23 protein-coding genes, 4 tRNA genes and 1 pseudogene are annotated in these 26514 nt (G+C 68.7%); 1 reads left to right on the plus strand and 27 read right to left on the minus strand.

The window, feature by feature from the left end; all coding sequences use genetic code 11:
- Nucleotides 1–202: 202 nt before the first annotated feature.
- The 25 genes and pseudogenes from E1258_RS10920 to E1258_RS11040 form a co-directional block, all read right to left on the minus strand.
- Nucleotides 203–571, minus strand: a complete 369-nt coding sequence (locus E1258_RS10920; protein ID WP_132399250.1) for a hypothetical protein — start codon at nucleotides 569–571, stop codon at nucleotides 203–205.
- A gap of 168 nt (nucleotides 572–739) precedes the next feature.
- Entirely contained in the window at nucleotides 740–4627 is a 3888-nt protein-coding gene (locus E1258_RS10925; protein ID WP_132399252.1) for a DNA-directed RNA polymerase subunit beta', read from the minus strand.
- A gap of 117 nt (nucleotides 4628–4744) precedes the next feature.
- Nucleotides 4745–8176: a DNA-directed RNA polymerase subunit beta gene (locus tag E1258_RS10930; protein WP_007073045.1), complete on the minus strand. Its 3432-nt coding sequence runs from the start codon at nucleotides 8174–8176 to the stop codon at nucleotides 4745–4747.
- Nucleotides 8177–8753: 577 nt separating this feature from the next.
- Nucleotides 8754–9137, minus strand: coding sequence for a 50S ribosomal protein L7/L12 (gene rplL / locus E1258_RS10935; RefSeq protein ID WP_007073046.1), 384 nt, complete (start codon nucleotides 9135–9137; stop codon nucleotides 8754–8756).
- A gap of 52 nt (nucleotides 9138–9189) precedes the next feature.
- Nucleotides 9190–9738, minus strand: a complete 549-nt coding sequence (gene rplJ, locus E1258_RS10940) for a 50S ribosomal protein L10 (protein WP_132399254.1) — start codon at nucleotides 9736–9738, stop codon at nucleotides 9190–9192.
- A gap of 330 nt (nucleotides 9739–10068) precedes the next feature.
- Nucleotides 10069–10449 carry a hypothetical protein gene (locus tag E1258_RS35785; protein ID WP_371688600.1) on the minus strand — a complete coding sequence of 127 codons (381 nt, stop codon included), beginning with the start codon at nucleotides 10447–10449 and terminating at the stop codon, nucleotides 10069–10071.
- A gap of 60 nt (nucleotides 10450–10509) precedes the next feature.
- Nucleotides 10510–11223: a 50S ribosomal protein L1 gene (rplA, locus tag E1258_RS10955; protein WP_007073050.1), complete on the minus strand. Its 714-nt coding sequence runs from the start codon at nucleotides 11221–11223 to the stop codon at nucleotides 10510–10512.
- Nucleotides 11224–11308: 85 nt separating this feature from the next.
- The gene (gene rplK / locus E1258_RS10960) at nucleotides 11309–11740 is read right to left on the minus strand and encodes a 50S ribosomal protein L11 (RefSeq protein WP_007073051.1); all 432 of its coding nucleotides are present in this window, start codon (nucleotides 11738–11740) and stop codon (nucleotides 11309–11311) included.
- Nucleotides 11741–11922: 182 nt separating this feature from the next.
- Nucleotides 11923–12645, minus strand: coding sequence for a transcription termination/antitermination protein NusG (gene nusG, locus E1258_RS10965; protein ID WP_132399256.1), 723 nt, complete (start codon nucleotides 12643–12645; stop codon nucleotides 11923–11925).
- A 38-nt stretch (nucleotides 12646–12683) separates the two neighbouring features.
- Nucleotides 12684–13079 (minus strand): preprotein translocase subunit SecE, encoded by a 396-nt coding sequence (gene secE, locus E1258_RS10970; protein ID WP_007073053.1) that lies wholly within the window; start codon nucleotides 13077–13079, stop codon nucleotides 12684–12686.
- A 212-nt stretch (nucleotides 13080–13291) separates the two neighbouring features.
- Nucleotides 13292–13364, minus strand: a tRNA-Trp gene (locus E1258_RS10975).
- 127 nt (nucleotides 13365–13491) lie between these two features.
- Nucleotides 13492–13884 carry a MaoC family dehydratase gene (locus E1258_RS10980; RefSeq protein ID WP_132399258.1) on the minus strand — a complete coding sequence of 131 codons (393 nt, stop codon included), beginning with the start codon at nucleotides 13882–13884 and terminating at the stop codon, nucleotides 13492–13494.
- A 1-nt stretch (nucleotide 13885) separates the two neighbouring features.
- Nucleotides 13886–14332, minus strand: coding sequence for a MaoC family dehydratase N-terminal domain-containing protein (locus tag E1258_RS10985; protein ID WP_007073055.1), 447 nt, complete (start codon nucleotides 14330–14332; stop codon nucleotides 13886–13888).
- 123 nt (nucleotides 14333–14455) lie between these two features.
- On the minus strand, nucleotides 14456–14623 hold the full coding sequence (rpmG, locus tag E1258_RS10990) for a 50S ribosomal protein L33 (RefSeq protein WP_007073056.1): 168 nt from the start codon (nucleotides 14621–14623) through the stop codon (nucleotides 14456–14458).
- Between the two features lie 133 nt (nucleotides 14624–14756).
- A tRNA-Met gene (locus E1258_RS10995) sits at nucleotides 14757–14829 on the minus strand.
- A gap of 25 nt (nucleotides 14830–14854) precedes the next feature.
- A tRNA-Thr gene (locus tag E1258_RS11000) sits at nucleotides 14855–14927 on the minus strand.
- Nucleotides 14928–15052: 125 nt separating this feature from the next.
- Nucleotides 15053–17587, minus strand: a complete 2535-nt coding sequence (locus E1258_RS11005; protein WP_132399260.1) for a bifunctional diguanylate cyclase/phosphodiesterase — start codon at nucleotides 17585–17587, stop codon at nucleotides 15053–15055.
- Between the two features lie 111 nt (nucleotides 17588–17698).
- Nucleotides 17699–17830 (minus strand): hypothetical protein, encoded by a 132-nt coding sequence (locus tag E1258_RS35380; RefSeq protein ID WP_256370980.1) that lies wholly within the window; start codon nucleotides 17828–17830, stop codon nucleotides 17699–17701.
- Nucleotides 17831–18391: 561 nt separating this feature from the next.
- A complete protein-coding gene (locus tag E1258_RS11010) occupies nucleotides 18392–18634 on the minus strand; it encodes a class I SAM-dependent methyltransferase (protein ID WP_132399262.1) in 243 nt (80 codons plus the stop codon).
- Nucleotides 18635–19170: 536 nt separating this feature from the next.
- On the minus strand, nucleotides 19171–19857 hold the full coding sequence (locus E1258_RS11020) for an NUDIX domain-containing protein (protein WP_371688601.1): 687 nt from the start codon (nucleotides 19855–19857) through the stop codon (nucleotides 19171–19173).
- 8 nt (nucleotides 19858–19865) lie between these two features.
- A complete protein-coding gene (locus tag E1258_RS11025) occupies nucleotides 19866–20438 on the minus strand; it encodes a hypothetical protein (RefSeq protein WP_132399266.1) in 573 nt (190 codons plus the stop codon).
- 90 nt (nucleotides 20439–20528) lie between these two features.
- Complete coding sequence (locus tag E1258_RS34595; RefSeq protein ID WP_243715346.1) at nucleotides 20529–21290, minus strand: tyrosine-type recombinase/integrase; 762 nt, start codon at nucleotides 21288–21290, stop codon at nucleotides 20529–20531.
- Between the two features lie 657 nt (nucleotides 21291–21947).
- On the minus strand, nucleotides 21948–22304 hold the full coding sequence (locus tag E1258_RS35790) for a replication initiator (RefSeq protein ID WP_371688602.1): 357 nt from the start codon (nucleotides 22302–22304) through the stop codon (nucleotides 21948–21950).
- 239 nt (nucleotides 22305–22543) lie between these two features.
- Nucleotides 22544–23026, minus strand: a pseudogene (locus E1258_RS35795) (replication initiator); the annotation flags it as partial.
- A gap of 1142 nt (nucleotides 23027–24168) precedes the next feature.
- A tRNA-Tyr gene (locus E1258_RS11040) sits at nucleotides 24169–24252 on the minus strand.
- A gap of 150 nt (nucleotides 24253–24402) precedes the next feature.
- On the opposite strand from E1258_RS11040, the gene E1258_RS11045 reads away from it, so the two are divergent.
- Nucleotides 24403–24897, plus strand: coding sequence for a YajQ family cyclic di-GMP-binding protein (locus E1258_RS11045; protein ID WP_132399268.1), 495 nt, complete (start codon nucleotides 24403–24405; stop codon nucleotides 24895–24897).
- Between the two features lie 473 nt (nucleotides 24898–25370).
- Here E1258_RS11045 and E1258_RS11050 read toward each other — a convergent pair whose 3' ends face one another.
- Entirely contained in the window at nucleotides 25371–25787 is a 417-nt protein-coding gene (locus E1258_RS11050; protein WP_132399270.1) for a hypothetical protein, read from the minus strand.
- A gap of 192 nt (nucleotides 25788–25979) precedes the next feature.
- Nucleotides 25980–26318 carry a hypothetical protein gene (locus tag E1258_RS11055; RefSeq protein ID WP_132399272.1) on the minus strand — a complete coding sequence of 113 codons (339 nt, stop codon included), beginning with the start codon at nucleotides 26316–26318 and terminating at the stop codon, nucleotides 25980–25982.
- Nucleotides 26319–26514: the final 196 nt, after the last annotated feature.

The following is a 26514-nucleotide window of genomic DNA, read 5'->3' on the forward strand; positions in this document are numbered from 1 at the left end:
GGCTCTCCTCCGGCGATGCCGGAGGCCCCACCGGACCTGGGAGCGCGGTGGCTCCCTCCGCCGACTCGCCCGAGGGCCGCGCCGGTTCCGTCACGAGGGCCTCCTGTCACCGATCGTCGCCCACCACCGCGCGACGGACACCGGCCAGGCTACCGCCGCCCCGCCAACCCCGTAGCCGCGCGTCGACCCGCCCCCGGGACGGTCAGTCCACGTTCGGGGCGTAGTCGTGCCCGAACGGTGCACCGGCCATCCGGACCAGGCCGACCACCAGGGCCACCACCACGGTCGCCGCCACCAGGACCAGCCCCGTCCAGGCCAGCCGCTCCCCCCGCCGCAGCCAGGCCGCGCCGGTAAGGAAGCCCCCCGAGGCGTACGCCTCCCGGCGGGCCTGTCGAGCCAGCACGAGAGCGAGCGTGGCCGGCACCACCCCGCCGACGAAGAGCCCGGTCAGCGCGCCCATCAGGCCGAGGGCGAAGACCGCTCGAGCCTTGCTGGAGCGCACCGGGTCCGGGTCGAACGGGTGGCGTGCCCCAGGCTGCGCGACGGGCACCTGCCCGGGTGCGGTCGTCATGCCCTCCATCATGCCCGCCCTCGGCGACGATCCCAGCCGGCTGCGGAAGATGGTGGCATCCCGGGGCTGGGCGACACCGCCATGTCGCCGCCATGGCCGCCTGCGCGCTTGACGGGACGCGACGAGGCCCCCGGCGGTTCACCGGGGGCCTCGTCGTCAGTGCGTGATCTAGCGGTACGACCCGAAGTCGAAGTCGTCCAGCGGCACGGCCTGCCCGCTGGCCGGCCCGAAGCCGTAGTCGGTCTCCGGGTAGCCGGTCATCGAGTAGACCTTGGCCTTGGCCTCCTCGGTCGGCTCGACCCGGACGTTGCGGTACTTGCTGATGCCCGTACCGGCCGGGATGAGCTTACCGATGATCACGTTCTCCTTGAGGCCGATCAACGAGTCGCTGCGGGCGTGGATCGCCGCGTCCGTCAGCACCCGGGTGGTTTCCTGGAAGGAGGCCGCCGACAGCCAGGAGTCCGTGGCCAGCGAGGCCTTGGTGATACCCATCAGCACCGGGCGACCGGCGGCGGGCTCGCCGCCCTCGGAGACGAGCCGGCGGTTCTCCGACTCGAACAGCGCCCGGTCGACGAGCACGCCCGGCAGGAACTCGGTCGAGCCGGAGTCGATCACCGTCACCCGCTTGAGCATCTGGCGGATGATGATCTCGATGTGCTTGTCGTGGATGAGCACACCCTGCGAGCGGTAGACCTCCTGGACCTCCTGGGTCAGGTGGACCTGGACCGCGCGCGGGCCGAGGATGCGCAGCAGCTCGTGCGGGTCGATGGTGCCCTCGGTGAGCTTCTCGCCGACCTCGACGTGGTCGCCGTCGTGGGCCCGCAGCCGGACCCGCTTGGAGATCTTGTCGTAGACGATGTCGTCGGAGCCGTCGTCCGGCACCACGATGATCTTCCGCGACCGCTCGCCGTCCTCGATCCGGATCCGGCCGGGGGTGTCGGCGATGGGCGCCTTGCCCTTCGGGACGCGGGCCTCGAAGATCTCCTGGACCCGGGGCAGACCCTGGGTGATGTCCTCACCTGCGACACCACCGGTGTGGAACGTACGCATCGTCAGCTGCGTACCGGGCTCACCGATCGACTGGGCGGCGATGATGCCGACCGCCTCGCCGACATCCACGGTCTTGCCGGTCGGCAGCGAGCGGCCGTAGCACGCCCCGCAGACGCCCAGCTTCGACTCGCAGGTGAGCACGCTGCGTACCCGCACCGTCTCCGTTCCGGCAGCGACGATCGCGTCGACCAGGATGGAGTTGATGTCCTGGCCCCGGTGGGCGACGATGTTGCCGTCCGGGCCCTTGATGTCGTCGGCCAGCGTCCGGGCGTGCACGCTGGTCTCGGCGTGCTCGTGGACGTACAGCTTGCCGTCGCGCCGCTCGCCGATCTGCATCGGGATGGCCCGGTCGGTGCCGCAGTCCTCCTCGCGAATGATGACGTCCTGCGAGACGTCCACCAGACGACGGGTCAGGTAACCCGAGTCGGCGGTCCGCAGCGCGGTGTCGGCGAGACCCTTACGGGCACCGTGCGTGGAGATGAAGTACTCCAGCACGGACAGACCCTCCCGGTAGCTGGCCTTGATCGGCCGGGGGATGATCTCGCCCTTCGGGTTGGCCACCAGACCACGGATCGCGGCGATCTGGCGGAGCTGGAGCAGGTTACCGCGGGCACCCGAGTTAATCATCTTCCACAGCGGGTTCTCCTGCGGCAGCGCGGTGTCCATCTCCTTGGCGACCTCGTTGGTCGCCTTGGTCCAGATCTCGATGAGCTCGCCGCGACGCTCCTCGGCGGTCATCAGACCCCGCTGGTACTGCTTGTCGATCCGGTCGGCTTCCTTCTCGTACCGCTCCAGGATCTCCCGCTTGCGCGGCGGAGCGATGACGTCCTCCATGCCGATCGTCACGCCGGACCAGGTGGCCCAGTGGAAACCGGCCTCCTTGAGCCCGTCGAGGGTGGCCGCGAGGGCCACCTTCGGGAAGCGCTCGGCGAGGTCGTTGACGATCGCGGAGAGCTGACCCTTGCGGATCTCGTAGTTCACGAAGCGGTAGCCCTGCGGCAGCGTCTCGTTGAACAACACCCGGCCCAGGGTGGTCTCGACGGTGAGCGGCTCACCCTCGACCCAGCCCTCCGGCGCGACCCACGGCTGCGCGCCAGCGCCGTTGTCGACCCCGACCAGCCCGCGCAGGCGGATCCGCACCGGCGCCTGCAGGTGCAGCTCGCCGGCGTCGAACGCCATCCGCGCCTCGGCGTCCGAGCTGAACGCCCGGCCCTCGCCCTTCTCGCCGGTGGTGAGGTGGGTGAGGTGGTACAGGCCGATGACCATGTCCTGGGTGGGCATGGTGACGGGCTTGCCGTCCGCCGGCTTGAGGATGTTGTTCGACGACAGCATCAGGATCCGCGCCTCGGCCTGCGCCTCGGCGGACAGCGGCACGTGCACCGCCATCTGGTCGCCGTCGAAGTCGGCGTTGAACGCCGTGCAGACCAGCGGGTGGATCTGGATCGCCTTGCCCTCGACCAGCTGCGGCTCGAAGGCCTGGATGCCCAGGCGGTGCAGGGTCGGCGCGCGGTTGAGCAGCACCGGGTGCTCGCCGATGACCTCTTCCAGCACGTCCCACACGACCGGCCGCTGCCGCTCGACCATCCGCTTGGCGGACTTGATGTTCTGCGCGTGGTTGAGGTCGACCAGCCGCTTCATCACGAACGGCTTGAACAGCTCCAGCGCCATCTGCTTGGGCAGGCCGCACTGGTGCAGCTTCAGCTTCGGGCCGACCACGATGACCGAACGGCCGGAGTAGTCGACGCGCTTGCCGAGCAGGTTCTGCCGGAACCGGCCCTGCTTGCCCTTGAGCATGTCGGACAGCGACTTGAGCGGGCGGTTGCCCGGACCGGTGACCGGCCGGCCCCGGCGGCCGTTGTCGAACAGCGCGTCGACGGCCTCCTGGAGCATCCGCTTCTCGTTGTTGACGATGATCTCGGGCGCGCCGAGGTCGATCAGCCGCTTGAGGCGGTTGTTCCGGTTGATCACGCGGCGGTACAGGTCGTTCAGGTCGGAGGTCGCGAAGCGGCCACCGTCGAGCTGCACCATCGGGCGCAGGTCCGGCGGGATGACCGGGACGCAGTCCAGCACCATGCCGAGCGGCGAGTTGCGGGTGTTCAGGAACGCCGCGACGACCTTGAGCCGCTTGAGCGCCCGGATCTTCCGCTGGCCCTTGCCGGAGCGGATGGTCTCGCGCAGGCTCTCGGCCTCGGCGTCGAGATCCATGTTCTGCACGAGCGCCTTGATCGCCTCGGCACCCATGCCGCCGGTGAAGTACTCACCGAACCGGTCGCGCAGCTCCCGGTAGAGCAGCTCGTCGGTGACGAGCTGCTTCGGCTCCAGCTTGCGGAAGGTGTCGAGCACCTCGTCCAGGCGGTCGATCTCGCGCTGGGCCCGGTCGCGGATCTGGCGCATCTCGCGCTCTCCGCCCTCCTTGACCTTGCGCCGGACGTCCGCCTTCGCGCCCTCGGCCTCCAGCTCGGCCAGGTCGGCCTCCAGCTTGGCGGCCCGCTTCTCGATCTCCGAGTCGCGGCTGTTCTCGGACTGCCGCTTCTCGGCGAGGATCTCGTTCTCGATCGTCGAGAGGTCACGGTGACGCGACTCGGCGTCCACGCTCGTCACGACGTACGAGGCGAAGTAGATGATCTTTTCGAGGTCCTTCGGAGCGAGGTCCAGCAGGTAGCCCAGCCGGCTCGGCACGCCCTTGAAGTACCAGATGTGGGTCACCGGAGCGGCCAGCTCGATGTGCCCCATCCGCTCCCGACGGACCTTGGACCGGGTCACCTCGACGCCGCAGCGCTCGCAGATGATGCCCTTGAACCTGACCCGCTTGTACTTACCGCAGTAGCACTCCCAGTCCCGCTGCGGACCGAAGATCTTCTCGCAGAAGAGCCCGTCCTTTTCCGGCTTGAGGGTGCGGTAGTTGATCGTCTCGGGCTTCTTGACCTCGCCGTGCGACCACTGACGGATGTCGTCGGCGGTGGCGAGACCGATGCGCAGCTCGTCGAAGAAGTTGACGTCGAGCACTATGTCCCCTATGTCGTCGTCTTTAAAGCTAGCTAAATCGGGGGGTTCGGGGCAGGGTGACCGGCGGAAGGATCAAGCTGACCGCCTGGAGCCGGTCACCCTGCCCGAACCACCACCTCACACCTCTTCGACCGAGCTCGGCTCGCGCCGGGACAGGTCGATGCCCAGCTCCTCCGCTGCCCGGAACACCTCGTCGTCGGTCTCGCGCATCTCCAGGGCCACACCGTCGCTGGAGAGCACCTCGACGTTGAGGCACAGCGACTGCAGTTCCTTGAGCAACACCTTGAACGACTCCGGAATGCCCGGCTCCGGGATGTTCTCGCCCTTGACGATCGCCTCGTAGACCTTCACCCGGCCCAGGACGTCGTCGGACTTGATCGTCAGCAGCTCCTGCAGGGCGTACGCGGCACCGTACGCCTGCATCGCCCAGCACTCCATCTCACCGAAGCGCTGGCCACCGAACTGCGCCTTACCACCCAGCGGCTGCTGCGTGATCATCGAGTACGGGCCGGTCGACCGGGCATGGATCTTGTCGTCGACCAGGTGGTTGAGCTTCAGGATGTAGATGTAACCGACCGCGATCGGGTCCGGCAGCGGCTCGCCGGAACGACCGTCGAACAGCTGCGCCTTGCCGGAGGAGCCGATCAGCTGCTTGCCGTCCCGGTTGGGCAGGGTCGACGCGAGCAGACCGGAGATCTCCTCCTCGCGGGCACCGTCGAAGACCGGAGTGGCCACGTTGGTGTCCGGCTCGGACTCGTGCGCCTCGATGGAGCGCAGTTGGCGCTTCCACTCGGCGTCGTCGCCGTCGACGCTCCACCCCGTCTTGGCCACCCAGCCGAGGTGCGTCTCCAGCACCTGGCCGATGTTCATCCGGGACGGCACACCCAGCGGGTTGAGCACGATGTCGACCGGGGTGCCGTCCTCCAGGAACGGCATGTCCTCGATCGGCAGGATCTTCGAGATGACGCCCTTGTTGCCGTGCCGGCCGGCGAGCTTGTCGCCGTCCTGGATCTTCCGCTTCTGGGCGACGTACACCCGGACCAGCTCGTTGACGCCCGGGGGCAACTCGTCGCCGTCCTCGCGGGAGAAGGTCCGCACGCCGATGACCGTGCCGGTCTCGCCGTGCGGCACCTTCAGCGAGGTGTCCCGGACCTCGCGCGCCTTCTCGCCGAAGATCGCGCGGAGCAGCCGCTCCTCCGGGGTCAGCTCGGTCTCGCCCTTCGGCGTGACCTTGCCGACCAGGATGTCGCCGGGGACGACCTCGGCGCCGATCCGGATGATGCCGCGCTCGTCGAGGTCGGCGAGCATCTCCTCGCTGACGTTCGGGATGTCCCGGGTGATCTCCTCCGGGCCGAGCTTGGTGTCCCGCGCGTCGACCTCGTGCTCCTCGATGTGGATCGAGGTGAGCACGTCCTGCTGCACGAGGCGCTGCGACAGGATGATCGCGTCCTCGTAGTTGTGGCCCTCCCAGCACATGAACGCCACCAGCAGGTTGCGCCCGAGCGCCATCTCGCCCTCGTCGGTGCAGGGACCGTCGGCGATGACCTGGCCGGCCTCTACCCGGTCACCCTCGAAGACCACCGGCTTCTGGTTGACGCAGGAGCCGGCGTTGGAGCGGCGGAACTTGTGCAGCAGGTACGTCCGGCGGTGGCCGTCGTCCTGGTGGATGGTGATGTAGTCGGCGCAGAGGTCCTCGATGACACCGCCGACCTCGGCCACGACCACGTCGCCGGCGTCGACGGCGGCGCGGTACTCCATGCCGGTGCCGACCAGCGGCGACTCCGCCTTGACCAGCGGCACCGCCTGGCGCTGCATGTTCGCGCCCATCAGCGCCCGGTTGGCGTCGTCGTGCTCAAGGAACGGGATCATCGCGGTCGCGACCGAGGTCATCTGCCGCGGCGAGACGTCCATGTAGTCCACGGCGCCCGGGGCGACGTCCTCGGTCTCGCCACCCTTACGGCGGACCAGGACGCGGTCCTCGACGAACGTGCCGTCGGCCTTCAGCGGCGCGTTGGCCTGCGCCTTGACGAACCGGTCCTCCTCGTCCGCGGTCAGGTAGTCGATCTGGTCGGTGACCCGACCGTCGACGACCTTCCGGTACGGCGTCTCGATGAAGCCGAACGGGTTGACCCGGGCGAAGGTGGAGAGCGCGCCGATCAGGCCGATGTTCGGGCCTTCCGGCGTCTCGATCGGGCACATCCGGCCGTAGTGGGACGGGTGCACGTCGCGGACCTCGAAGCCGGCCCGCTCCCGGGACAGACCACCCGGGCCGAGCGCGCTCAGCCGGCGCCGGTGGGTCAGGCCCGCCAGCGGGTTGGTCTGGTCCATGAACTGGGACAGCTGCGACGTGCCGAAGAACTCCTTGATCGCCGCCACGACGGGGCGGATGTTGATCAGGGTCTGCGGCGTGATCGCCTCGACGTCCTGGGTGGTCATCCGCTCGCGGACGACCCGCTCCATCCGAGACAGGCCGACGCGCACCTGGTTCTGGATCAGCTCGCCCACGGTGCGCAGGCGCCGGTTGCCGAAGTGGTCGATGTCGTCGGCCTCGTAGCCGTCCTCGCCGGCGTGCAGCCGGCACAGGTACTCCACGGTGGCGACGATGTCGTCCTCGGTCAGCGTGCCGGTGGTGATCGGCACGCTCAGCTCGAGCTTCTTGTTGAACTTGTACCGACCGACCTTGGCGACGTCGTACCGCTTCGGGTTGAAGAAGAGGTTGTCGAGCAGGGTCTGGGCGTTCTCGCGAGTCGGCGGCTCGCCAGGGCGGAGCTTGCGGTAGATGTCGAGCAGCGCCTCGTCCTGGCCGGCGATGTGGTCCTTCTCGAGCGTCGTCATCAGCAGCTCGGACCAGCCGAACTTCTCGCGGATCCGCTCGGCCGACCAACCGATTGCCTTGAGTAGGACCGTGACGGCCTGCCGGCGCTTGCGGTCGATGCGGACGCCGACCGTGTCGCGCTTGTCGATGTCGAACTCCAGCCAGGCACCCCGGCTCGGGATGACCTTGACGCTGGAAAGGTCGCGGTCGGAGGTCTTGTCCGGCTGCTTGTCGAAATAGACGCCCGGGGACCGGACGAGTTGGCTGACCACGACGCGCTCGGTGCCATTGATGATGAACGTGCCCTTGGGCGTCATCATCGGGAAGTCACCCATGAACACCGTCTGGCTCTTGATCTCGCCAGTGGTGTTGTTGGTGAACTCCGCCGTCACGAACAGCGGGGCGCAGTAGGTCAGGTCCTTCTCCTTGCACTCCTCGATCGAGGCCTTGACCTCGTCGAAGCGCGGCGCCGAGAAGGAGAGCGACATAGTGCCAGAAAAGTCCTCAATGGGACTGATCTCGTCGAGGATTTCCGCGAGACCCGAGCGTGCGTGCGGGTCGTCCGCCGACCGGCCCTGCCAAGCCTCGTTGCCGACGAGCCAGTCGAAGGACTCGTTCTGGATGGCGAGGAGGTTGGGGACCTCGAGGTGTTCGGTGATCCTGCCGAATGAGACTCGGCGAGGTGCGAAAGCGCTCGACGTACGACTGGTCTTCGCAGGGCGGGAAGCTGCCAAGATGCGTCCTTCCGAGGACCGGTGCTGCAGAACGGCTGGTACGCGTGCACTCCAATGACCCCACCAGAAATACCCGTAATCGGACATTTCTGCGCAGGGGTCAAGTCGGAAGGCAGCGCAAACTAGCAGTGTAGCCGAGAGGCTAACCGCTGTCCAGCCCAACCCGCAGGTCGTCGCGGAACGTGCCTCGGGGCCCCCGAAACGGGGCCTCACCGGGCCGCTCGGAACGCGGCATACCCACAGACCACCCGGGTGCTGCGGACGGTGGTGCCGCCGCTGCCACTACCCGGAGGGTGGCCGTCGCAAGCGCGGAAGGTCTTGCTGTGTCAGCGTGCCTGGCAGCCAGGGGCCGCGTCAAGGGCCGGTCTCGTGCGCGACAGGTGTTTCCCACCGGTGGGCGACCGCCCGGCGCCCCGCGCCGCTGGACGCGAAGCGAAGCCGCCCCTGCTCACGACGCTGTCAGGGAGTCACGACACCAACACAGCGGGCGGTGACCCAAATTCGGATCACCGCCCGCCGCGACGCGATGTGCCCAGGCTCACGTGAGCTGAGCCGGCACGCCTGAGTCCTACCTCAATTACTTGAGGGTGACCTTGGCGCCCTCGCCCTCGAGCTTGGCCTTGGCCTTGTCGGCGGTCTCCTTGTTGACCTTCTCGAGGATGGCCTTCGGCGCGGCCTCGACCGCGTCCTTGGCCTCCTTCAGGCCCAGGCCGGTCAGCTCGCGCACGACCTTGATGACCTGGATCTTCTTGCCACCGTCGGCCTCGAGAACGACGTCGAACTCGTCCTTCTCCGGCTCGGCCTCGACGGCGGCCGGGGCGGCACCCGCGGCGGCGACGGCGACCGGGGCGGCCGCGGTGACCTCGAAGGTCTCCTCGAACTGCTTCACGAACTCAGAGAGCTCGATCAGCGTCATCTCCTTGAACGCGTCGAGCAGCTCGTCGGTGCTGAGCTTCGCCATGGCTGGCGTCCTTTCTAACGGTTGACTAAGAACGTGGGTGCGCCGCGCGGCCTCAGGCCGCCTCGACGCCCTCCTGCTCGCGCTTCTTGTCCGCCAGGGCGGCCGCCGCGCGGGCGGCCTTGGAGAGCGGAGCCTGGAACAGGGCCGCGGCCTTGCTCAGGTTGCCCTTCATCGCGCCGGCCAGCTTGGCCAGCAGCACCTCGCGGGACTCCAGTTCGGCGAGCTTCGTGACCTCGGCCGCGGAAATGGCCTTGCCCTCGAAGACGCCGCCCTTGATGACGAGCTTCGGGTTGGCCTTCGCGAAGTCGCGAAGGCCCTTCGCCGCCTCGACGACGTCGCCCGAAACGAAAGTCAGCGCGGTAGGACCGGTGAACAGCTCGTCGAGGCCGGAGATACCCGCGTCGGCCGCGGCACGCTTCGCCAGCGTGTTCTTCGCGACCGTGTAGGTGGTCTCCTTGCCGAGCGAGCGCCGCAGCTGGGTGAGCTGGGAAACCGTCAAACCACGGTACTCGGTCAGCACCGCAGCGCCCGCGTTGCGGAAGCTGTCGGTCAGCTCAGCGACGGCCGTGGCCTTGTCGGCCCGGATCGGCTTGTCCGCCATGTCCCTCCTCTCTCGTTGCTCCAGGCTGATCCACCGGGAAGCCGGGTGGGCTTCCGGGTATCGGAGGGCCGCGACAACGAGAAAAGCCCCGGCGCAGGGCGCACGGGGCGAGGGCCGACCGTCGCTCCGTGGTCGGCGGACCACGGGAACACAGCCGAGTTTCGCTTGCCGCCCTGCGCGGGTCGCCCGTCGGATCGGGACCTTCGACCGTGCCGGAGCACGGTGACCAGCGGTCTCTGGGTGGTACTTCGCCGCAAGGTTACGCGACACGCCCCGTGAACACCAAATCGCCCCCGGGTGCGCCCCGTCACTCTCCCGGTGCCCGGGCCCTCAGGCGCGGGCGCGGCGGTGCCCGTCACGGCCCGGCTGGCCAGCGCGCCGAGCGCCACCGCGGCCGGCATGGCGAGCAGGTGCGCCCAGACGCCGAGGGCCACGCCGGCGGCCACCGACCGGCCGCCCGGCTCCCCCCTGGCTGGTCACCCCGCCCACCAGCCAGGAGAAGACCAGCGCGACGGCGACCGTGCCGAGCCCGCGGTGACGGTGCCGTCGGCGACCGTCCAGCGCGGCGCCCGGCAGCCGCGCGGTCTCGCCCCGGTGGTCGCTGACCAGCACCGACCCACCAGCCGCCAGCACCTCGTCGATCAGGGCGGGGACCAGGTCCCGCGCGGCGGCGTCCAGGCCCTCCCAGGGCTCGTCGCGAGCGTGCCACATCCGACAGACGAACGGGGCCCCGCCACGAGTCGTGGCGGGGCCCCGGTGAGGCGGTGATGCTCAGGCCTCGGCGCCCTCCTGGAGGTTCTTGATCAGGTTGGGGTCGACCGGCACGCCCGGACCCATCGTGGTGGTGAGGGTGACCTTCTTCAGGTACTTGCCCTTCGCCGCCGAGGGCTTGGCCCGCAGCACCTCGTCGAGGACGGCGGCGTAGTTGTCGATCAGCTGGGTCTCGGAGAAGGAGGCCTTGCCGATGATCAGGTGGAGGTTGGAGTGCTTGTCCACCCGGAAGGTGATCTTGCCGCCCTTGATGTCCGCGACGGCCTTGGTGACGTCCATGGTCACCGTGCCGGTCTTCGGGTTCGGCATCAGGCCGCGCGGGCCCAGGATTCGCGCGATCCGGCCGATCTTGGCCATCTGGTCCGGCGTGGCGATCGCCGCGTCAAAGTCCAGCCAGCCGCCCTGGATCCGGGCGACGAGCTCGTCGGTGCCCACCTCGTCCGCACCCGCGGCGACGGCCTCCTCGGCCTTCGCGCCGGCGGCGAAGACGATCACGCGGGCGGTCTTGCCGGTGCCGTGCGGCAGGTTGACCGTGCCGCGGACCATCTGGTCCGCCTTGCGGGGGTCGACGCCGAGGCGCATGGCGACCTCGACCGTGGCGTCGAACTTGGTGCTGGTGGTGTCCTTGGCGATCTTGACCGCCTCGGCCGGGGTGTAGAGCTTCGACCGGTCGATGACCTCGGCGGCCTTGCGGTAGGTCTTGCTGCGCTGCATTTCTGGTTACTCCTGTGGTCTATGGCGGGCCGCGGCTGTCCGCGTGCCCTCCCACGAACTTTTCGGCTGAAGCGGTGCGGCGAGGTCAGTCGGCGACGGTCAGGCCCATCGACCGGGCGGTGCCGGCGATGATCTTCTCAGCCTGCTCGATGTCGTTGGCGTTGAGGTCGACCATCTTCTTCTCGGCGATCTCCCGCAGCTGGGCGCGGGTGACGGAGCCGACCTTCTCCTTGTGCGGGACGCCGGAGCCCTTCTGCACACCGGCGGCCTTGATCAGCAGCCGGGCGGCGGGCGGGGTCTTCAGGACGAAGGTGAAGCTGCGGTCCTCGTACACGCTGATCTCGGCGGGAACGATGTCGCCCCGCTGGGACTCGGTCTGCGCGTTGTAGGTCTTGCAGAACTCCATGATGTTCACGCCGTGCTGGCCGAGCGCGGGGCCGACCGGCGGCGCCGGCGTGGCCTGGCCCGCCTTCAGCTGAAGCGTGAAAGTCTTGACGAGCTTCTTCTTCGGAGGCATGTCTCTTCCTGGGGCTTGGAACTGGAAAGGTGCCGGCCGAGGGCGCGCACGGTCAGCGCGATGCGACAGCCGACGTTCTAGGGTAGCGCAACGCTCCACCGCCCCCTACGCCGAGGTCGGGCGAGGGGGCGGAACGACCTCGCCGGCGACGGGCCGCTGCCCACCGCCGGCGAGAGGGAACGTCAGATCTTGGTGACCTGGTTGAAGTTCAACTCGACCGGCGTCTCCCGACCGAAGATCGACACCAGCACCTTGAGCTTCTGCTGGTCGGCGTTGATCTCGCTGATCGTCGCCGGCAGCGAGGCGAACGCGCCGTCGGTGACGGTCACCGAGTCGCCGACCTCGAAGTCGAGGACCTTGACCTCGGGCTTGGCCTTCTTCTGCTCGGTCTCGACCGTCGGGGCCAGCCACTTGAGGACCTCGTCGAGGCTCAGCGGGGCGGGACGGTCGGCCCGGTCGGTCGCCCCCACGAAGCCGGTGACGCCGGGGGTGTTCCGCACGCAGGAGTACGACTCGGCGGTCAGCTCCATCCGGACCAGGATGTAGCCCGGGAAGACCTTGGCCTGGATCTGGGACCGCTTGCCGTTCTTGACCTCGACCTCTTCCCGGGTCGGCACCTCGACCTGGTAGATGTAGTCCTCCATGTCGAGGGACGTGATCCGGGTCTCGAGGTTGGTCTTGACCTTGTTCTCGTAACCGGCGTACGAGTGCACCACGTACCAGTCGCCCGGCGCGTAGCGCAGCTTCTGGCGCAGCTCCGCCACCGGGTCGTACTCCTCGTCCGGAGCAGGCTCGGTGGTCGGAAAGTCCGGCTCGCTGGCGGCCTCGACCGACTCATCGTTGGCCGCCGTCGCCACCGCGGACTGCTCGTCCATGGTCTCGGCGGTCTCGTCGTACTCAGGCACGCTCGCTCACTTCCGTCACTATCGGCTTGATCAGCCGGTCAGCTGGGGTTGCCGAAGACCCACAGCACGCCCTTCGCGAAGGCGAAGTCCAGGCCGGCCACGATCGTCAGCATCACAGCGACGAAGGTGACCACTACCGCGGTGTAGGTCAGCAGCTCCTTGCGGGTTGGCCAGATGACCTTACGCAGCTCGGCCACGACCTCGCGGAAGAACCGCGCGATGCGGGCGAACAGCCCCACCCGCTCGGTGTCCTTGCGGGTCTTCCTCTCGTCGGCCGACTCGGCCTTGGCCCGCGCCCGCGTCGCCGTGCCACCACGGGAGACCGGCTCGTCCGCATCGGTGGCGTCGTCGTCGGCGGCCACGTCGTCGACGACCTCGTCGTTCAGACGGTCGTCGTCGCCGGCGTCCTCGCTGCGCCGCTTGTTCTCGGCCACTTCGCCCTCCGTCGCGGGAATCGGGTCGCACGCCGGTGCGGCGTACGCGGCGCTGGTCACGCCGGCCGGGCCAACCGTCCCGCGACGGGGCCGCGGCCGGCGGTTCAACGGACGGGCCCGATGCCTCGGAACCCACCCCGCCGATGCCACCACCACGGGCCGGACGCCGCCGGTTGGCGGCGCGACCCACGGGAACGGTCAGGCCTGAGGCGCAGGGGTGACAGGACTTGAACCTGCAGCCTGCGGTTTTGGAGACCGCTGCTCTGCCAATTGAGCTACACCCCTGTGTGGCAACGCTCGCCCAACCCGGCCATGACGCACCGGGCGGGGTCACTTGCCCCACGGCGGACCAGTGTACGGGTAGCGGCGCGACTTTCCCAACCTGTCTGCCCACCCGCGTGGCGGAAACCCTTCAGCGGGGCGTCCGGATCACCGCCCGGGCCTGCGAGAGCACCTTCTCGCCCTGGCACGTCGCGGTGATGTCGATCCTGGTCAGGCCCTCCCCGGCGCCCTCACGGACCTTCGCGTTCACCTCGATCTCGGTGCCGGCGTCGTCGTCCGGGACGACCACCGGACGGGCGAACCGGACCCCGTAGTCGACCACCGCGTCGGGCGCGCCGGCCCACTCGGCGACCGCCCGGCCGACCAGGGCCATGGTGAACATGCCGTGTGCGATCACCCCGGGCAGGCCGACCTTGGTGGCGACCCGGTCGCTCCAGTGGATCGGATTGAAGTCGCCCGAGGCGCCCGCGTAGCGGACCAGATCGGCCCGGGTGACCCGGAAGGTCTTGGTGGGCAGCTCCATGTCAGGCCTCCCCGCGTACGACGATCTTGGACCAGACGGCGACCACCGGCTCGCCGGCGGCCGTGCTCACGTCGGTGCGGGTGGTCAGGAAGTCGTGCCCGCTGCGGCTGCTGATGTCCTCGATGGTGTTCACGCAGACCAGCTCGTCGCCGGCCACCACCGGCCGGGTGTAGGCGAAGCGCTGGTCGCCGTGGACCACCCGGCTGTAGTCGACCCCGAGAGCCGGATCGTCGACGATCTGCTGGGTGGCAGCCATGGTGAGCACCACGGGGAAGGTCGGCGGGGCGACCACGTCCGGGTGCCCGAGCGCGCGGGCGGCCTCCGGATCGTGGTGCGCCGGGTGGGCAGCGCCGATCGCGGTGGCGAACTCGCGGATCTTTTCACGGCCCACCTGGTAGGGGGCGGTCGGCGGATAGGTCCGGCCGACGAAGGACGGGTCCAAGGGCATGCCCGAGAACCTACACGGAATGCACGAAAGCCGACCCGGGGGCGGACGGTCGGCCGCGAGGCCGCGCGCCCGCTCCGGATCGGCGATCGGGTGTCGTGCTGACCGGCGCGAGCCGGTGGTGGATCAGCGGGTCTCGCGGTGGACCGTGTGCCGACCGTCCCGGGGGCAGAACTTCTTCAGCTCGATGCGGTCCGGGTCGTTGCGGCGGTTCTTGCGCGTGATGTAGTTGCGCTCCTTGCACTCCACACACGCCAAAGTGATCTTCGGCCGGACATCGGTAGCCTTCGCCACGGCGGAGTGCCTTCCTCGCTAACGGTCAACAACTACAGCGCCTCAGCCTACGCGCTGGCGACGCGGACATGCAAAGTGGGCGCCCATGGCGCCCATCCCATCGACCACCGGAAGCTGGCCCGGAGGACGAGAGTAGCGGTGGCCGGACTTGAACCGGCGACACAGCGATTATGAGCCGCTTGCTCTGCCATCTGAGCTACACCGCCGTGGCGGGTCCAGCCGGACCCTCTGAGCCCCCTTACGGAATCGAACCGTAGACCTTCTCCTTACCATGGAGACGCTCTGCCGACTGAGCTAAGGGGGCCTGCACGATCACTCGGTGGCCGCGCAGAGGTAAGACTACACGGCCCCGCGCCGGAGGTGAAATCGGATCCCCCCGCTGCCGCGCGTCGCAACGTCCTCCCAGATCAGGGGCGCCAACCGCCATGATCAGGGGACGATGCGCAGCCGCCTGACGTCCGGGCCGACGAGCGCCTCGGACTCCAACTGAGCCCCGAACCACGCCTCCAGCCGCTCGTACGGCAGCGGCCGGCTGAACAGGAAACCCTGGCCGATCTCACAGCCGATGTCCTGGAGCAGCTCCAGGGTCAGCTCGCTCTCCACGCCCTCGGCCACCACCGCGAGGCCGAACTGCTGGGAGAGGGTCACCACGGCGTTGACGATGGCCAGGTCCCCCGGGTCGGTCGCCATGCCCTGCACGAAGGAGCGGTCCACCTTCACCTCGTGCACCGGCAGCCGGCGCAGATAGGCCAGCGAGGAGGAACCGGTACCGAAGTCGTCCACGGAGAGCCGAACGCCGAGATCCCGCAGCCGGCGCAGGGTCGGGATCGGGCGGTCCGTGCCATCCAGCACCCCGGCCTCGCGAATCTCGAAGGTGAGCCGCTGCGGGGGTACGTCGTACTCGGCGAGCAGTTCGCGCACGCGGTCGGGGAAGTGCGGGTCGGTGAGCGTACGCGCGGAGAGGTTGACCGCGACGGCGAGCGGCTGTTGGGCGTGCGACCAGTCCCGGCTGCGCCGCAGCCCCTCCCGGAGCACCACCTCGGTGAGCCGGCCGAGTTGGCCGGTGTGCTCCGCCACCGCCACGAAGTCCTCTGGGGCGACGTCGCCGTGCGCCGGATGCTCCCAGCGGGCCAGGCACTCCACCCCGACCAGCCGGCGATCCCGCAACGTCACCTTGGGCTGGAAGTAGACCTCCAGAGCGCCGTCGTCGAGGGCCTTGCGCAGGTCGCCGGCGAGGCCGAGGCGGCGCAGCGACCGGGACTCCAGGGCCGGGTTGAACAACTGGATGCTGCCGGGCATGGACTTCGCCGCCATCGCGGCCAGGTCGACCCGTTGCAGCAGGGTCGCGGCGTCGCTGCCGTGGTCCGGGTGCACGGCGACCCCGACTGCGGTGTCCACGTCCAGGGTGAACGCGTCGAAGACCATCTCGGCGCGGATCTCCTCGCGCAGCCGGGCCGCCAACTCCAGCGCCGCCTCGGCGTTCTCCAGCCGCAACGTCACCAGGAACTCGTCGCCGCCGGCCCGGCCGACCAACGCCGAGGAGGGGGCGGACGCGCGCAGCCGCACGGCCACCTCGGCGAGGACCTGGTCACCGGCCGCGTGGCCGAGCGACTCGTTGACCTGCCGCAGCCCGTCGACGTCGAACAACAGGACCGCGACCACCTCGCCCGGGGCCCGGATCTTCACGGCCTCGTCGAGCGCCGCGCTGATCCGGCGCCGGTTGGGCAGCTTGGTCAGCGTGTCGTGGTACGCGTCGTGGCGCAGCCGGTCCACCAGGCGGGAGTTCTCCAGGGCCACCGCCGCGTGCGCGGCGACGGTCTCGATCACCGGCACGTCCGCCGGGGTGAAGTGGCCGACGTCGCTGAGCCGGTTGACCACCTCCAGGGTGCCGATCACCGCCTCGCCCGAGCGCAGCGGCACGACGATCGCATCCTTGGTCGACGCGGCCCGGAGCATGGCCAACTGCTCCCGGTCCCCGCCGAGCCGCGCGCCGAGCGCGACGGTCTGCCGCTGTCGCACGACCCGTTCCCGCACCGCCGACGGGATCTTCGAGAAGTCGAGCAGGCCGCGCCCGTCCATCCGGGCGGTCAGCAACACCTCGGGGTGCCGGCCCTGGGCGGGCAGCCACAGGGTGGCGTACTCGGCCTGCATGAGGGCGCGGACCCGGCCGAGCAGCGCGTCCGGCAGCGTGCCGTCCTGACCGCTGCGGGTCATCGCCCGGGTCAGCTCGTAGATGTCGGCCAACGTGCGGTGCTGGCGGAGGAACTGGGCGTACGCCCGGTAGACCAGCGCCACCGTGACCGCGAGCGCGCCGAGCAGCAACAGCGACCAGTAGGTGGCCTTCAGCGCGAGCAGGATGATCAGGCCGACGGTCGCGTTCACCGCCGCCGCGAGCAGCGGCACGGTGGACGTCCGGACCACCTCCAGCCCGGCCTGCCAGCCCTGGAGCAGCGTGATCACGCCGACCACGGCGGCGAGGGTGACCAGCGTGATGGTGCTGACAGCCGCGAAGAGGATGCCCCAGGTGCCGGGCCCCACGCCCCGGATCGGGGGCAGCGCCAGCAGCACCAGGCCGGCGAGCGAGGTCGCCGCGGCGGACCGGGCGACGTTGAAGGCGAACTTGGCCGGGCCGAGCCGCCGCCGTAGCTGGGCGATCAGGGCGGCCAGGGTGGCCACCAGCACCAGGGTCAGGGGCGGAAGATAATAGAGTGCCAGGACCAGCGGGATCTCGGTGATCGTGGCGGAGAGCGTCTGCCGCCGTACGATGAAGCTCAGCACCGGCAGATGGGCGGCTACCAGGGCCGTGAGCAGCAGCAGGCCCATGCCCCACTTGCCGTACGGCTTGTCTTCCGCGACCAGCGCGATCAGTAGGCAGCAGATGACCGCGAGAAACGCCAACGGCCCGGTGATCAGCCAGGCGAGGTCCGTCCCACGTCGCCGCACGGCTGCCGCTCGGCTCGTCATCCTGCTCCCCTGTCGTCACCGAGAGTGAACTCCGCGCCGATGGCTGGTCGCTGCCGCCGCCGCCCGGTGGGTGGCCGGGCGGCGGCGGGTATCACATGAACCGCGAAGAACCTAGTTCCACTCGAACTCAAGGCTCACCAGGTCGCCCAAGGCCGGAACACCGGCGACAGGGGCGGCGGCGGAGGCGAGCGCGAAGAGCATCAGGGTCATGCCGAGCAGCCGACCCAGCTTTTGAGTAGGCATCTGTGGGGCTCCTGTCACGAAACGGGCAGCACGGGGGGCGTGAAGATTCCATGATGGTGCCACACCCACTGAGGGCAACAAAGCCCTCAGCGGCCTGGCTCCGCCTGGACGGCAGCAAGTCCGACCGATCGGCAGGACGCCCTGCCTGGCGGGGTGATACCCCTGCGTTCCCGCGTTCCACGCCGTCCTTCATTTGGCGAACACTCGGACCTAGCGCGCTAATCACAGAAATTCAATTGAGTGCTTGCTCCAGCCCCCTGGCGCCACGCATCGCAAACAGCACACCACAGCGGACGAGATATCGAAAGAGACCTTCGTCCCAAAGCCGCTGTCGGCCCCCCGCCCACCCGCGCCGGGCCGGGCCGGGCTACGCCGGGCGGGCCCGGCCCGGGCGGACTACGCCGCCATGTCGGCGACATGGCGGCATCCGGCCGCTGGGATACCGCCACATAACCGACATGAGCAGCACCCCACCTGGCGACTCGTCAGACTGATGGGCGTCGGGCCAGAAGGAAGCGTGCCCGCTCGCGCCCCCGGGAACGAACTTCTCGGCGGTAGTCCTCAGCCCGAGGCCGGTGGCACGTCGAGCCGGGTGGCGTCGACACGAGGGAAGGTCCCGGCAGGCACCAGGCGGCGCGCTCGCTCGATCTGCACGACGCTGATGTCGATGCCAGTGACGCGATGCCCAGTGTGGACGAGAAAGCGGGCGACCGCGCACACCGCAGCCACACCCGTGATCCAGGACCGCTGCCGCCGCCGGCAGGCGCCGGTGCAAGTCGACGAGCCAGGGAGCATGCCGACCATCCTCAGCATCGTCCGCCGGACGCGGCGCTGAAGCTCCGCAACGGTGACGTCCAGTAGTTGGCTCCGCTCGGGAGCCAGGTCCCCGCCTGACGACAGCACGGCGACGATGGAATTCTCGACGGTGGTGGCGGTCTCGTCAGATGACGCCGTCAAGGCGGGAAGGCGGTCGCGACTCCAACGCCTCAGCACGTAGAGGGCCGCCGGCCTGGCCGCGCCGTACCAATCTGGCGAATAGCCATTCGGGTTCGCTCGCCGCTAGTGCGTCAAGCGCCCTCAGGAGAGCGTCCTCATCCTGATCCTGCTGGTATGGCCCAGCCATCTCCTCCAGGATACCCAACGTCGCGTGGAATCCGATTGGCCTGTAGAGCCGAACGCAGGACAACAGCAGGGCGGACGTTCTCCGGCCGTAGGGCCACGACCTGTCGCGGACTTTGCGCGCGTGGGTGCCGAAACCCACGGAGCGTGATTAGTCGCAGACGTAGAGCATGTGGTGGGACGCGAGCGTAAAGCATCTCCCGTGGCGGGACAACAACTGTCTAGTCCCACCTGATGCTTGACGAATCCGTTCCAGCACATGCACGACAGTCGGCCTTGGCTTCTCGGTGGCCCTGGTTACAGTCGGTGACATCTGACTGCCTGCGGGCCCACTCAAACTCAGGCAGAGAACGAACCAATGCCGCCAAGACGCCATGCGCGAGGGGAAGGCTGCCCAGCTCGCTGATTCCGACCCATCCGATGTCGTCATGCTCGTCAGGTGCACGGTTGGTGGGAGAGCCAACCCAGTCTCCAATTTGCCAGACGCCCACGTGAACTGCGTCCCCACCAATGCTGGTATGCAAGACGCCCAACCGTGAAGCGGACTCCGCCACAATGTGAACACCGAGCTCCTCGTGCATCTCACGCGCGAGGGCTTGTAGTTCCGACTCACCCGCTTCGACTTGCCCCCCGGGCAGATCCCAGACATCTGGGTATGCCCGTTTGGTCGGCCTGCGGTGTACCAGCAGGACCGCGCCGTTTGCAACGAGTGCGCCTGCGACGACGACATGCACGACGGAGTAGAGCACGGGGATAGGACAAGCTCGCTCCAGTCGAAGGGGGCGCCCAGACGTCCGGATCTGCTGAGCTGCGGCTTCTCGCCGCCGCCGAGTTCTTCCGCGTCCCGGCGCCCACCGTCTGCCCACGCCCCGGACCTTGCCCACGGGACGATCGAACACGTACACCACCTACGATCTCAGCGGACGTGCTCGCATGCTGGTTCAGCACTGCGGTGCCAGTCGCTTCCCATAAGTGCGACGGGATAGCTGACCTCTCTCATCTGCCGGTCGGCTGTCTCGACCGAGAGTCGGATCGACAACGGCTCGCTCCCGAACGCAATCGAGCATTCGAGACGCAGCTCGACAGCGATCCAGCCGGTACCGCCAGGGCGTAGCAGCCGAGACTGACCGATGTCACGGACCACGACACCGGGTCTCTGCCCGGTAGCCGCACGAACCGTGACTGGCGCAGGGCCGGCGTTGATGACGACGAGTTGCCCACCCATCAGAAGGACGCCCTCGGCAACCATGCCTCCTCCGCCACCGCCGGACGCAGGTAAGGCCACGAGCGAGACCGAAGCGATCCGCTCCCGCTCTTTCCGCGAATTCCGCAGCTCGCTGACACCGACACCGCCAAGCACAGCGCCGACCGCGAAGGCAGCGACCAGCCGCACACCCAGCTTCGGACCGCCGACAAGACGGTCAGGAGTGTGCGCCGCCGGCTGTCGACTCCGCTCGCCCAGGTCGATAACGCCACGTTCCGCCGACATCGCGTCAGCCTAAGCTCACTTACCTGCCGCTCCGCCACCCGCCTCGCGGAACAGCGGACGGCCGAGGTAACGCCGTTGAACCACCGATCCTCAGCATCCGAGCGCGCCGCCGATCTTGTCGTTCATGGTGTCGTCTCCGCCGTCGATGCAGTTGGCGTGGACGCGGAGCAGGACGGCGACGCCGTGGCCCAGGCGGCGGGCGACCTCGGTCGGCGGGACGCCCGCATTCAGCCAGGGGGAGGCCGCAGCGTGCCGCAGGTCGTAGGGCCGGCGGGCCAACGGCGAATCGGTCAGTGCCTTCTCGCGGGCGAGCTTCCACCACCGGTCGTAGACCGACTCGGAGAGCGTCCCACCGTGCAGGCCCCGGAACAAGCGGCCATCCGAGCCGACCCCGTGGTTGTCAACGTGCCCGTACAGCAGCTCGACGAGCCGGGGCGGAATGGGGACCGCCCAGGTTTCCTGCCGGCTCCGGTGCTTGAGGCCGCGCCACGCGTGGGAGCCACCGTCATCGGTCCAGTGCGAGCCAGCGCGCGGGGAGGTGCCGGCGAGCACAGGGCGGACCCAGCGGTATTCGATCTTTTCGTGGTCGCAGGACGCCGAGGGCCTGACTGCCGCCAGGTCGTCGAAGTCGGCCCCGCAGTCGACGCACCGGCCGGGCAGGTCGCAGTCCTCCCGCCGTAGATCGGCAGCTTCCGAGGGACGCATACCCGCGTAGTAGAGGCAGCCGAAGAACGCCGTCACCTTGTCGGCGCGTTTGCCGAGAGATTTCACCGCCCCCAGCAGCATGGCGACCTGGGCCGTGTTCGCCACCACACGGCGGTCGATGGACTGGGCGACCTCGGGGCGGTCCACTGGACACGGTCGACCGGGTTGGAGTCGATCAGCTCCAGCTCGACGGCGTACCCGAGCGCGTTGGAGAAGGTGGCCCGCTTCCGCTGGACGGTCGAGGCAGCCGCGGGCTTGCCGTCGAGACGTAGCAGAGGCTGTCGTGAACGCGGCGGACCATCGCGGACGAGTCAGCTCGACGACCGGCAGGGACGTCGTTTCCAGCCAAGCGAGCGCCGCCGCGTGCTCGGCTGGAATCTCATCGGACCAGCGGCGCGGGTTGAGCCCGTAGAGGTACAGCGCCTCACGGAGCAACGCGCCATTGGGTCGACCCCGCTTGGTCGGCCGGGTCAGTGTCACCGTGATGGAGGTCAGCGCCTCGACGATCGACCACCGAGTCTTGGCCGCCGCCCGGGGCCACTTCACCTCGACATACGGGCGGCTGTGCGCGTACCAGGTGGGGGGTTCTTGGTTCTGGCCTCGGAGACCGGGCGGCCGGTGGCCGGGTCGAGGGCTCCCCCGCGTTGGCCGCCTGGACCAGCTCGGCGCGGAACGAGTGCGCCAGCGCCCTGGTACGGAACATCTCCTCGTGACGCTGGCCGCTCACTGCCCAGCGGACCCGCCACGGCCGTGCCTTCCGGTCGGCGCGCTTGGTGATCTCCCAGATCTGGACCTCGTAGCTCTTCATGCGGCGTCCTGTTCCAGCTCGCCGAGCCACCGGATGAGGGTGCGCCGGCCGCCGATGCCGAGGGTGTCGCGTTGGTGGACCTTGCCCTTGCAGCGGCCGGGTTTGAGCTTGGCGTGCGCCTTCTTCGGTGGGCGCGTAGAGCAGCCAGTTGGCGCACCGGTCGGTGCACGGGGTGACCCGGAGTTGCTGCCAGAGCCGGTCGAGGTGTGCCCGTTGCCGGTCGGTGGTCGCCTGTGGCAGTCGCCGGTGTTCTTGGTGATGTACTTCGTGACGTACCGGATGGTCCGCTCGGCGTCGCCGGTGCCGGGCATGACGCCGCGGGCGTCGACCTGGGCGCCCGAAGCGGACGACATGCACCGGTTCGGCGTCGGGGTCGTCGTCGATAACGTCGAGGGCTTCCGTCCAGGTGGTCAACGACTCGCGGGTGTCCGGGTCGATTCATGCCGCGGCTTGCTCGTTCCAGATGGGGAGCCGGTCGAGGGTGTATCGCTGGACGTCGACGCGCGGCCACCACACCTGGTGGCAGGTCGCGGCGGCAACGGTGCGGAGCACGTTGCGGGGGATGGTGCCGCGGAATGGCGAAGTGCGCGTGTGGGGCGAGTCGGCGTTGCGGCTCGACGCACCCGGCGTACTGGACGCTCCAGCCTTCGCACCGTCGGAGGTCCTGCCAGAACCGGTCGAGCAGCCGAGGGAAGTGCACAGCGTCCCAGGCCGCTCGCTGGTAGTCGTAGCGGTCGGGTCGACCGGAGTACCGTCGGGGCGGGCCGGGCCGTACGAGTCGAGGGTGAGCGTGAGCCACATCGACGGCCGGCCGGAAGGTCGAGCCGTCCGGGGCGGTGTAGGTACGGATGGCCTCGTCGATGTCGGTAACCTGGTCCCACTGGGCGGCGCGGACCGCCTCGTCACGGGAGAACTCCAGGTGTGCCCGGAAGAGGATCAGTGACTTCTGCGCCTCGGTCGCCGGCTCCGGGCCGGGTAGGGTTCGTCGTCGCGGTGCCAGCCCGCACGGATCTGGGCCTGCCGTAGCCGGCGGTTCTTCTCGACGCACGGCGGGCACTTGTCCTCGCGGGTGCACCGCAGGGCAGGTCGATGACCTCGGTCAGCCCGGTGTCCAAGTCGGTGCGGCGCATGGCCAGGGGGCGGACGCAGACGCCGTACTCGATCGCGATCTGCTTGAGCATGTCGACCGAGCGGGGCAAGCGCCATGCGGGCCGCCCGCGATCCCGGTCGAGAAGCATCCAGGGCCGGGGCGGCGGGGGCAAGGCCGGGCAGGGTGACGACCGTTGCCGTACAGCCTCACCAGCCCTCCGCATCGGACGATGTGGCATGCACCGCGCGTGGAGTCCCGTGCCTGGCGGTACCGCTTCGAAGAGGTTCCGTGGCGGGACATAGATGCCTGGTTCCGTCAGCTCGCGCAGCGCCACCCCGACTTCCAACACATGGCCGAGATCGTGGGAAGCGTGATCGCATGTGAGGGAGCCGCGCGGCTTGCGGCCCTCACGTCCATGCATGACCTCGCTGTGGCCGCTCGTCCAGTGCCGGAACCGCCGATTGAGGTGGTGATTGTTCGGTCACCCTCGTCCGGACGAGTCGGCCCCGGCACGGTGCTGATCGAGCATCGGACCGTATCCGGCAGGGACGACGTGATAGCTCGTCCCAGTGGGGACGCGGTACCACTGTTCTGGCGCTTCATGATCGAAAAGTTCGGCGTAGTGCCGGTACGGTAGGGCTACCTCAGCCGAGGCGCCGCATGCGGGGCGGTAACCCGGCCGGCGGCAAGCCGCCCCGGCTGCCTTCGGCGCCGGGGCGGAGAGCCACCGGCTGCCGCCGGACCGCCGCCCCTCACCTGCTGATGCAACGAGCCGGCACGATCACGGCTAGGCGGTACGGAGCCGAACGGGTCGGCCTGGTCGCGGGGCGGGGCTTCCGACTGCCGCGCCAGTCCAACCCCCGCGGGACTGGCTTGCCCCCGGCCCACCTTCCACAGCCGGCCATGCCCCAGCGCCAAGCCCTCAGCCCGGTCGCTACGCGCATGACCCGCGCCAGGCCCGGGGCAAGCATCACCAGCAGCCTCAGAGGAACCCTCAGCCAACAAGATCGGCCGCCCGCGATCTGCCAACAACCAGTCGTCAACGGCTGGACTCAGCCGGACTCGGCTAGATCAACGACAACGACCCCCAACCAACATTCCTGCTGGTCAGGGGCCGCAATCGCACCTGGTGGCGGGTAGAGGATTCGAACCTCTGTAGCTTTCGCGACGGATTTACAGTCCGCTCCCATTGGCCGCTCGGGCAACCCGCCAGGGCGTCACCGCCGCGCTATGCGCGGCAGCGGAGCCAAGGATAGCGGTTGCTCCCGGTGCCGGCGCAACCGGGTACCGTCAGGGGGTCGTGCCGCTGGTCAGCGGGCGACACGTACGTGCACTGACCGCCGGACAGCAGGAGTATCAGCATGGCAGCGAACCCGTCGTTCGACATCGTGAGCAAGGTCGACCGGCAGGAGGTCGACAACGCCCTCCGCCAGGCGGAGAAGGAGTTGGCGTCGCGGTTCGACTTCCGGGGCACCGGCGCGGAGATCTCCTGGTCGGGCGACGAGGCGATCAGCCTCCAGGCGGAGACCAAGGAGCGGGTCCTGGCTGCCCTGGATGTCTTCAAGGAGAAGCTGGTCAAGCGGAACGTCTCGCTGAAGTCGCTGGACGCGGGGGAACCGCGCGCCTCGGGCAAGGTCTTCAAGATCGATGCAAAGGTGATCCAGGGCATCGAGTCGGACAAGGCGAAGGCGATCAGCAAGAAGATCCGCGACGAGGGCCCAAAGGGCGTTCAGGCGCAGATCCAGGGCGACCAGTTGCGGGTCACCGGCAAGAAGAAGGACGACCTCCAGGCCGTCATCGTGCTGCTCAAGAGCGAGGACTTCGGTCTCGCCCTCCAGTTCACCAATTACAGGTAAGGCGACCGAGGCCGGCCTGGTGATCGGGCCGACCACGCCTTGTTACCTGGGCAGACGTCGTCATCAATGGTCGTCGTTGGTCGCCCGCGATCGGCTTCAGACGGCCTAGTGGCGGCCGGGACCTGGTCCTCGTTGACCCGCCCGAAGCCGGCACGCGTCCGCTCTGACCCCTCGCTTGTAAGTTCTGGGCGCTCCGTCCAGCCCTGTCCGTACACGTCTCTGACGTCGGGCGCTGATCCGTAGCCCTCCATACCCGGCTCTCCGTGTCCGGTCCTGTTGCTGTCACCGTTGCTGTCGACAGCAGCAGGGCCACCGGCTCGCGCCTCAGTGACTCCTTGACCCCTAGGCAACGATCAGGACGCATCGACCTGCAAGGTTCCGCGTCGCACCCCGGCACTTACGTCCGCCGCTGTCCACGGACGTACCACCGGGTACGCCCTGATCGTCACTCAGTTAGTCATCCAGGCTGGTCTTCACGACTGCCGCAGTCCATGGAACCGGAAGACGGCAGCACGCTGCTCCTCGACCGTGCCGATTTCCCCGACATCAGCGGGAGCGAACAGGTCGACCGTTTCCGGCGCCCTGCCGATCGATGGCGAGGCGAGAATGTATCCGAAGCGGCCATTGGTGAACTGCCTGAGCTGGCCGGATGGCCAGACGTCCGGCCTCGCTCCCTGACAGCAGAGATTCAGGCCGTCAGCTTCCAACTGCTGGCGCACGTTGACGAGGCAGACGAGCAAGTCTTCGCCCTCGGCCTCCCACACGCGGTCCCCACGGGTTACGACGACTCGTGCTCCGGTCACGCCATGGATGGCGACGCCGACTTTCGTGGCGCGGCCAGCCCCGTCCACAACGTTCAACTCCAGAAGCTCATCCGGCGCTGCATGCACTTGATCAGAGTACGGGCCGCAGGCTGACGCTTACTACCAGCTTGGGAATCGGCTTGAATCACGGCCGCCGGGTGCGGTGCTGACTGGTCATGAAAGCACGGGCGACTCGGCCAAGCTCCGCCACGGGCTTCTACTAACCGACGTTGACCGCTGCATCGGGCACGGATCGGGCACGGACGTGGGGCAGCGTGTTCAAGGAACAACGTTCGGCCCGCTGCGCAGCCGGCGGTGCCTGATAACTTCGAAGGTCAGTGCTGCGGCAAGCACCGCAAGCATCAAGATTCCTGTGATTAGGCCAGCGGTGATGTTGGAAGGGCCGGGCAGCAAATGGTCTACACCTATTGCGCCGAATACCACGGCTACACAGAGCGAGGTGGAAGCACGCAGCGTTGCGTTACGGATCTGCCGACCACGCCACATGACTACCTGCGATGACCTTCGCGCGAGAACCAGAAGGACAAGGGCTACTCCGGCATTGAGCACCGCAACAGCGCAATAGCCTATGCCCACAAGGATGTGCATGGTTCTCATGGTCAGAGCCTAACGAGACTTGCAATATGGCCTGACCGGGTGAAACTCGGGCCAATCTCGCCATCACTGTCTGCCGTCGACCCGCCCTCCTGGGAAGCGGGCCGCCGCCCGGCCCGCCACGTCAAGCGGACCTTGACGGCTCGTACGGACGCTGGCGGGTCGGGCGGCGGCCCGCTCGGTTCGCCCGGGTCGACGG

This window comes from Micromonospora sp. KC207 (assembly GCF_004348615.1).
In the GTDB taxonomy this organism is placed as follows: Bacteria; Actinomycetota; Actinomycetes; order Mycobacteriales; family Micromonosporaceae; genus Micromonospora.

What these genes read in the sequence shown, in the direction of transcription:
- E1258_RS11025 (WP_132399266.1), bottom strand. Translation starts at nt 20,438, where the DNA reads ATGTCGGCGGAACGTGGCGTTATCGACCTGGGCGAGCGGAGTCGACAG.
- rplJ (WP_132399254.1), bottom strand. Translation starts at nt 9,738, where the DNA reads ATGGCGGACAAGCCGATCCGGGCCGACAAGGCCACGGCCGTCGCTGAG.
- E1258_RS10985 (WP_007073055.1), bottom strand. Translation starts at nt 14,332, where the DNA reads ATGCCCTTGGACCCGTCCTTCGTCGGCCGGACCTATCCGCCGACCGCC.
- E1258_RS11045 (WP_132399268.1), top strand. Translation starts at nt 24,403, where the DNA reads ATGGCAGCGAACCCGTCGTTCGACATCGTGAGCAAGGTCGACCGGCAG.
- E1258_RS35785 (WP_371688600.1), bottom strand. Translation starts at nt 10,449, where the DNA reads ATGTGGCACGCTCGCGACGAGCCCTGGGAGGGCCTGGACGCCGCCGCG.
- E1258_RS11010 (WP_132399262.1), bottom strand. Translation starts at nt 18,634, where the DNA reads ATGGTCGGCATGCTCCCTGGCTCGTCGACTTGCACCGGCGCCTGCCGG.
- E1258_RS35380 (WP_256370980.1), bottom strand. Translation starts at nt 17,830, where the DNA reads ATGCCTACTCAAAAGCTGGGTCGGCTGCTCGGCATGACCCTGATGCTC.
- E1258_RS10920 (WP_132399250.1), bottom strand. Translation starts at nt 571, where the DNA reads ATGACGACCGCACCCGGGCAGGTGCCCGTCGCGCAGCCTGGGGCACGC.
- E1258_RS11005 (WP_132399260.1), bottom strand. Translation starts at nt 17,587, where the DNA reads ATGACGAGCCGAGCGGCAGCCGTGCGGCGACGTGGGACGGACCTCGCC.
- rplL (WP_007073046.1), bottom strand. Translation starts at nt 9,137, where the DNA reads ATGGCGAAGCTCAGCACCGACGAGCTGCTCGACGCGTTCAAGGAGATG.
- E1258_RS10980 (WP_132399258.1), bottom strand. Translation starts at nt 13,884, where the DNA reads ATGGAGCTGCCCACCAAGACCTTCCGGGTCACCCGGGCCGATCTGGTC.
- rplA (WP_007073050.1), bottom strand. Translation starts at nt 11,223, where the DNA reads ATGCAGCGCAGCAAGACCTACCGCAAGGCCGCCGAGGTCATCGACCGG.
- E1258_RS11055 (WP_132399272.1), bottom strand. Translation starts at nt 26,318, where the DNA reads ATGAGAACCATGCACATCCTTGTGGGCATAGGCTATTGCGCTGTTGCG.
- E1258_RS35790 (WP_371688602.1), bottom strand. Translation starts at nt 22,304, where the DNA reads ATGTCGTCCGCTTCGGGCGCCCAGGTCGACGCCCGCGGCGTCATGCCC.
- rplK (WP_007073051.1), bottom strand. Translation starts at nt 11,740, where the DNA reads ATGCCTCCGAAGAAGAAGCTCGTCAAGACTTTCACGCTTCAGCTGAAG.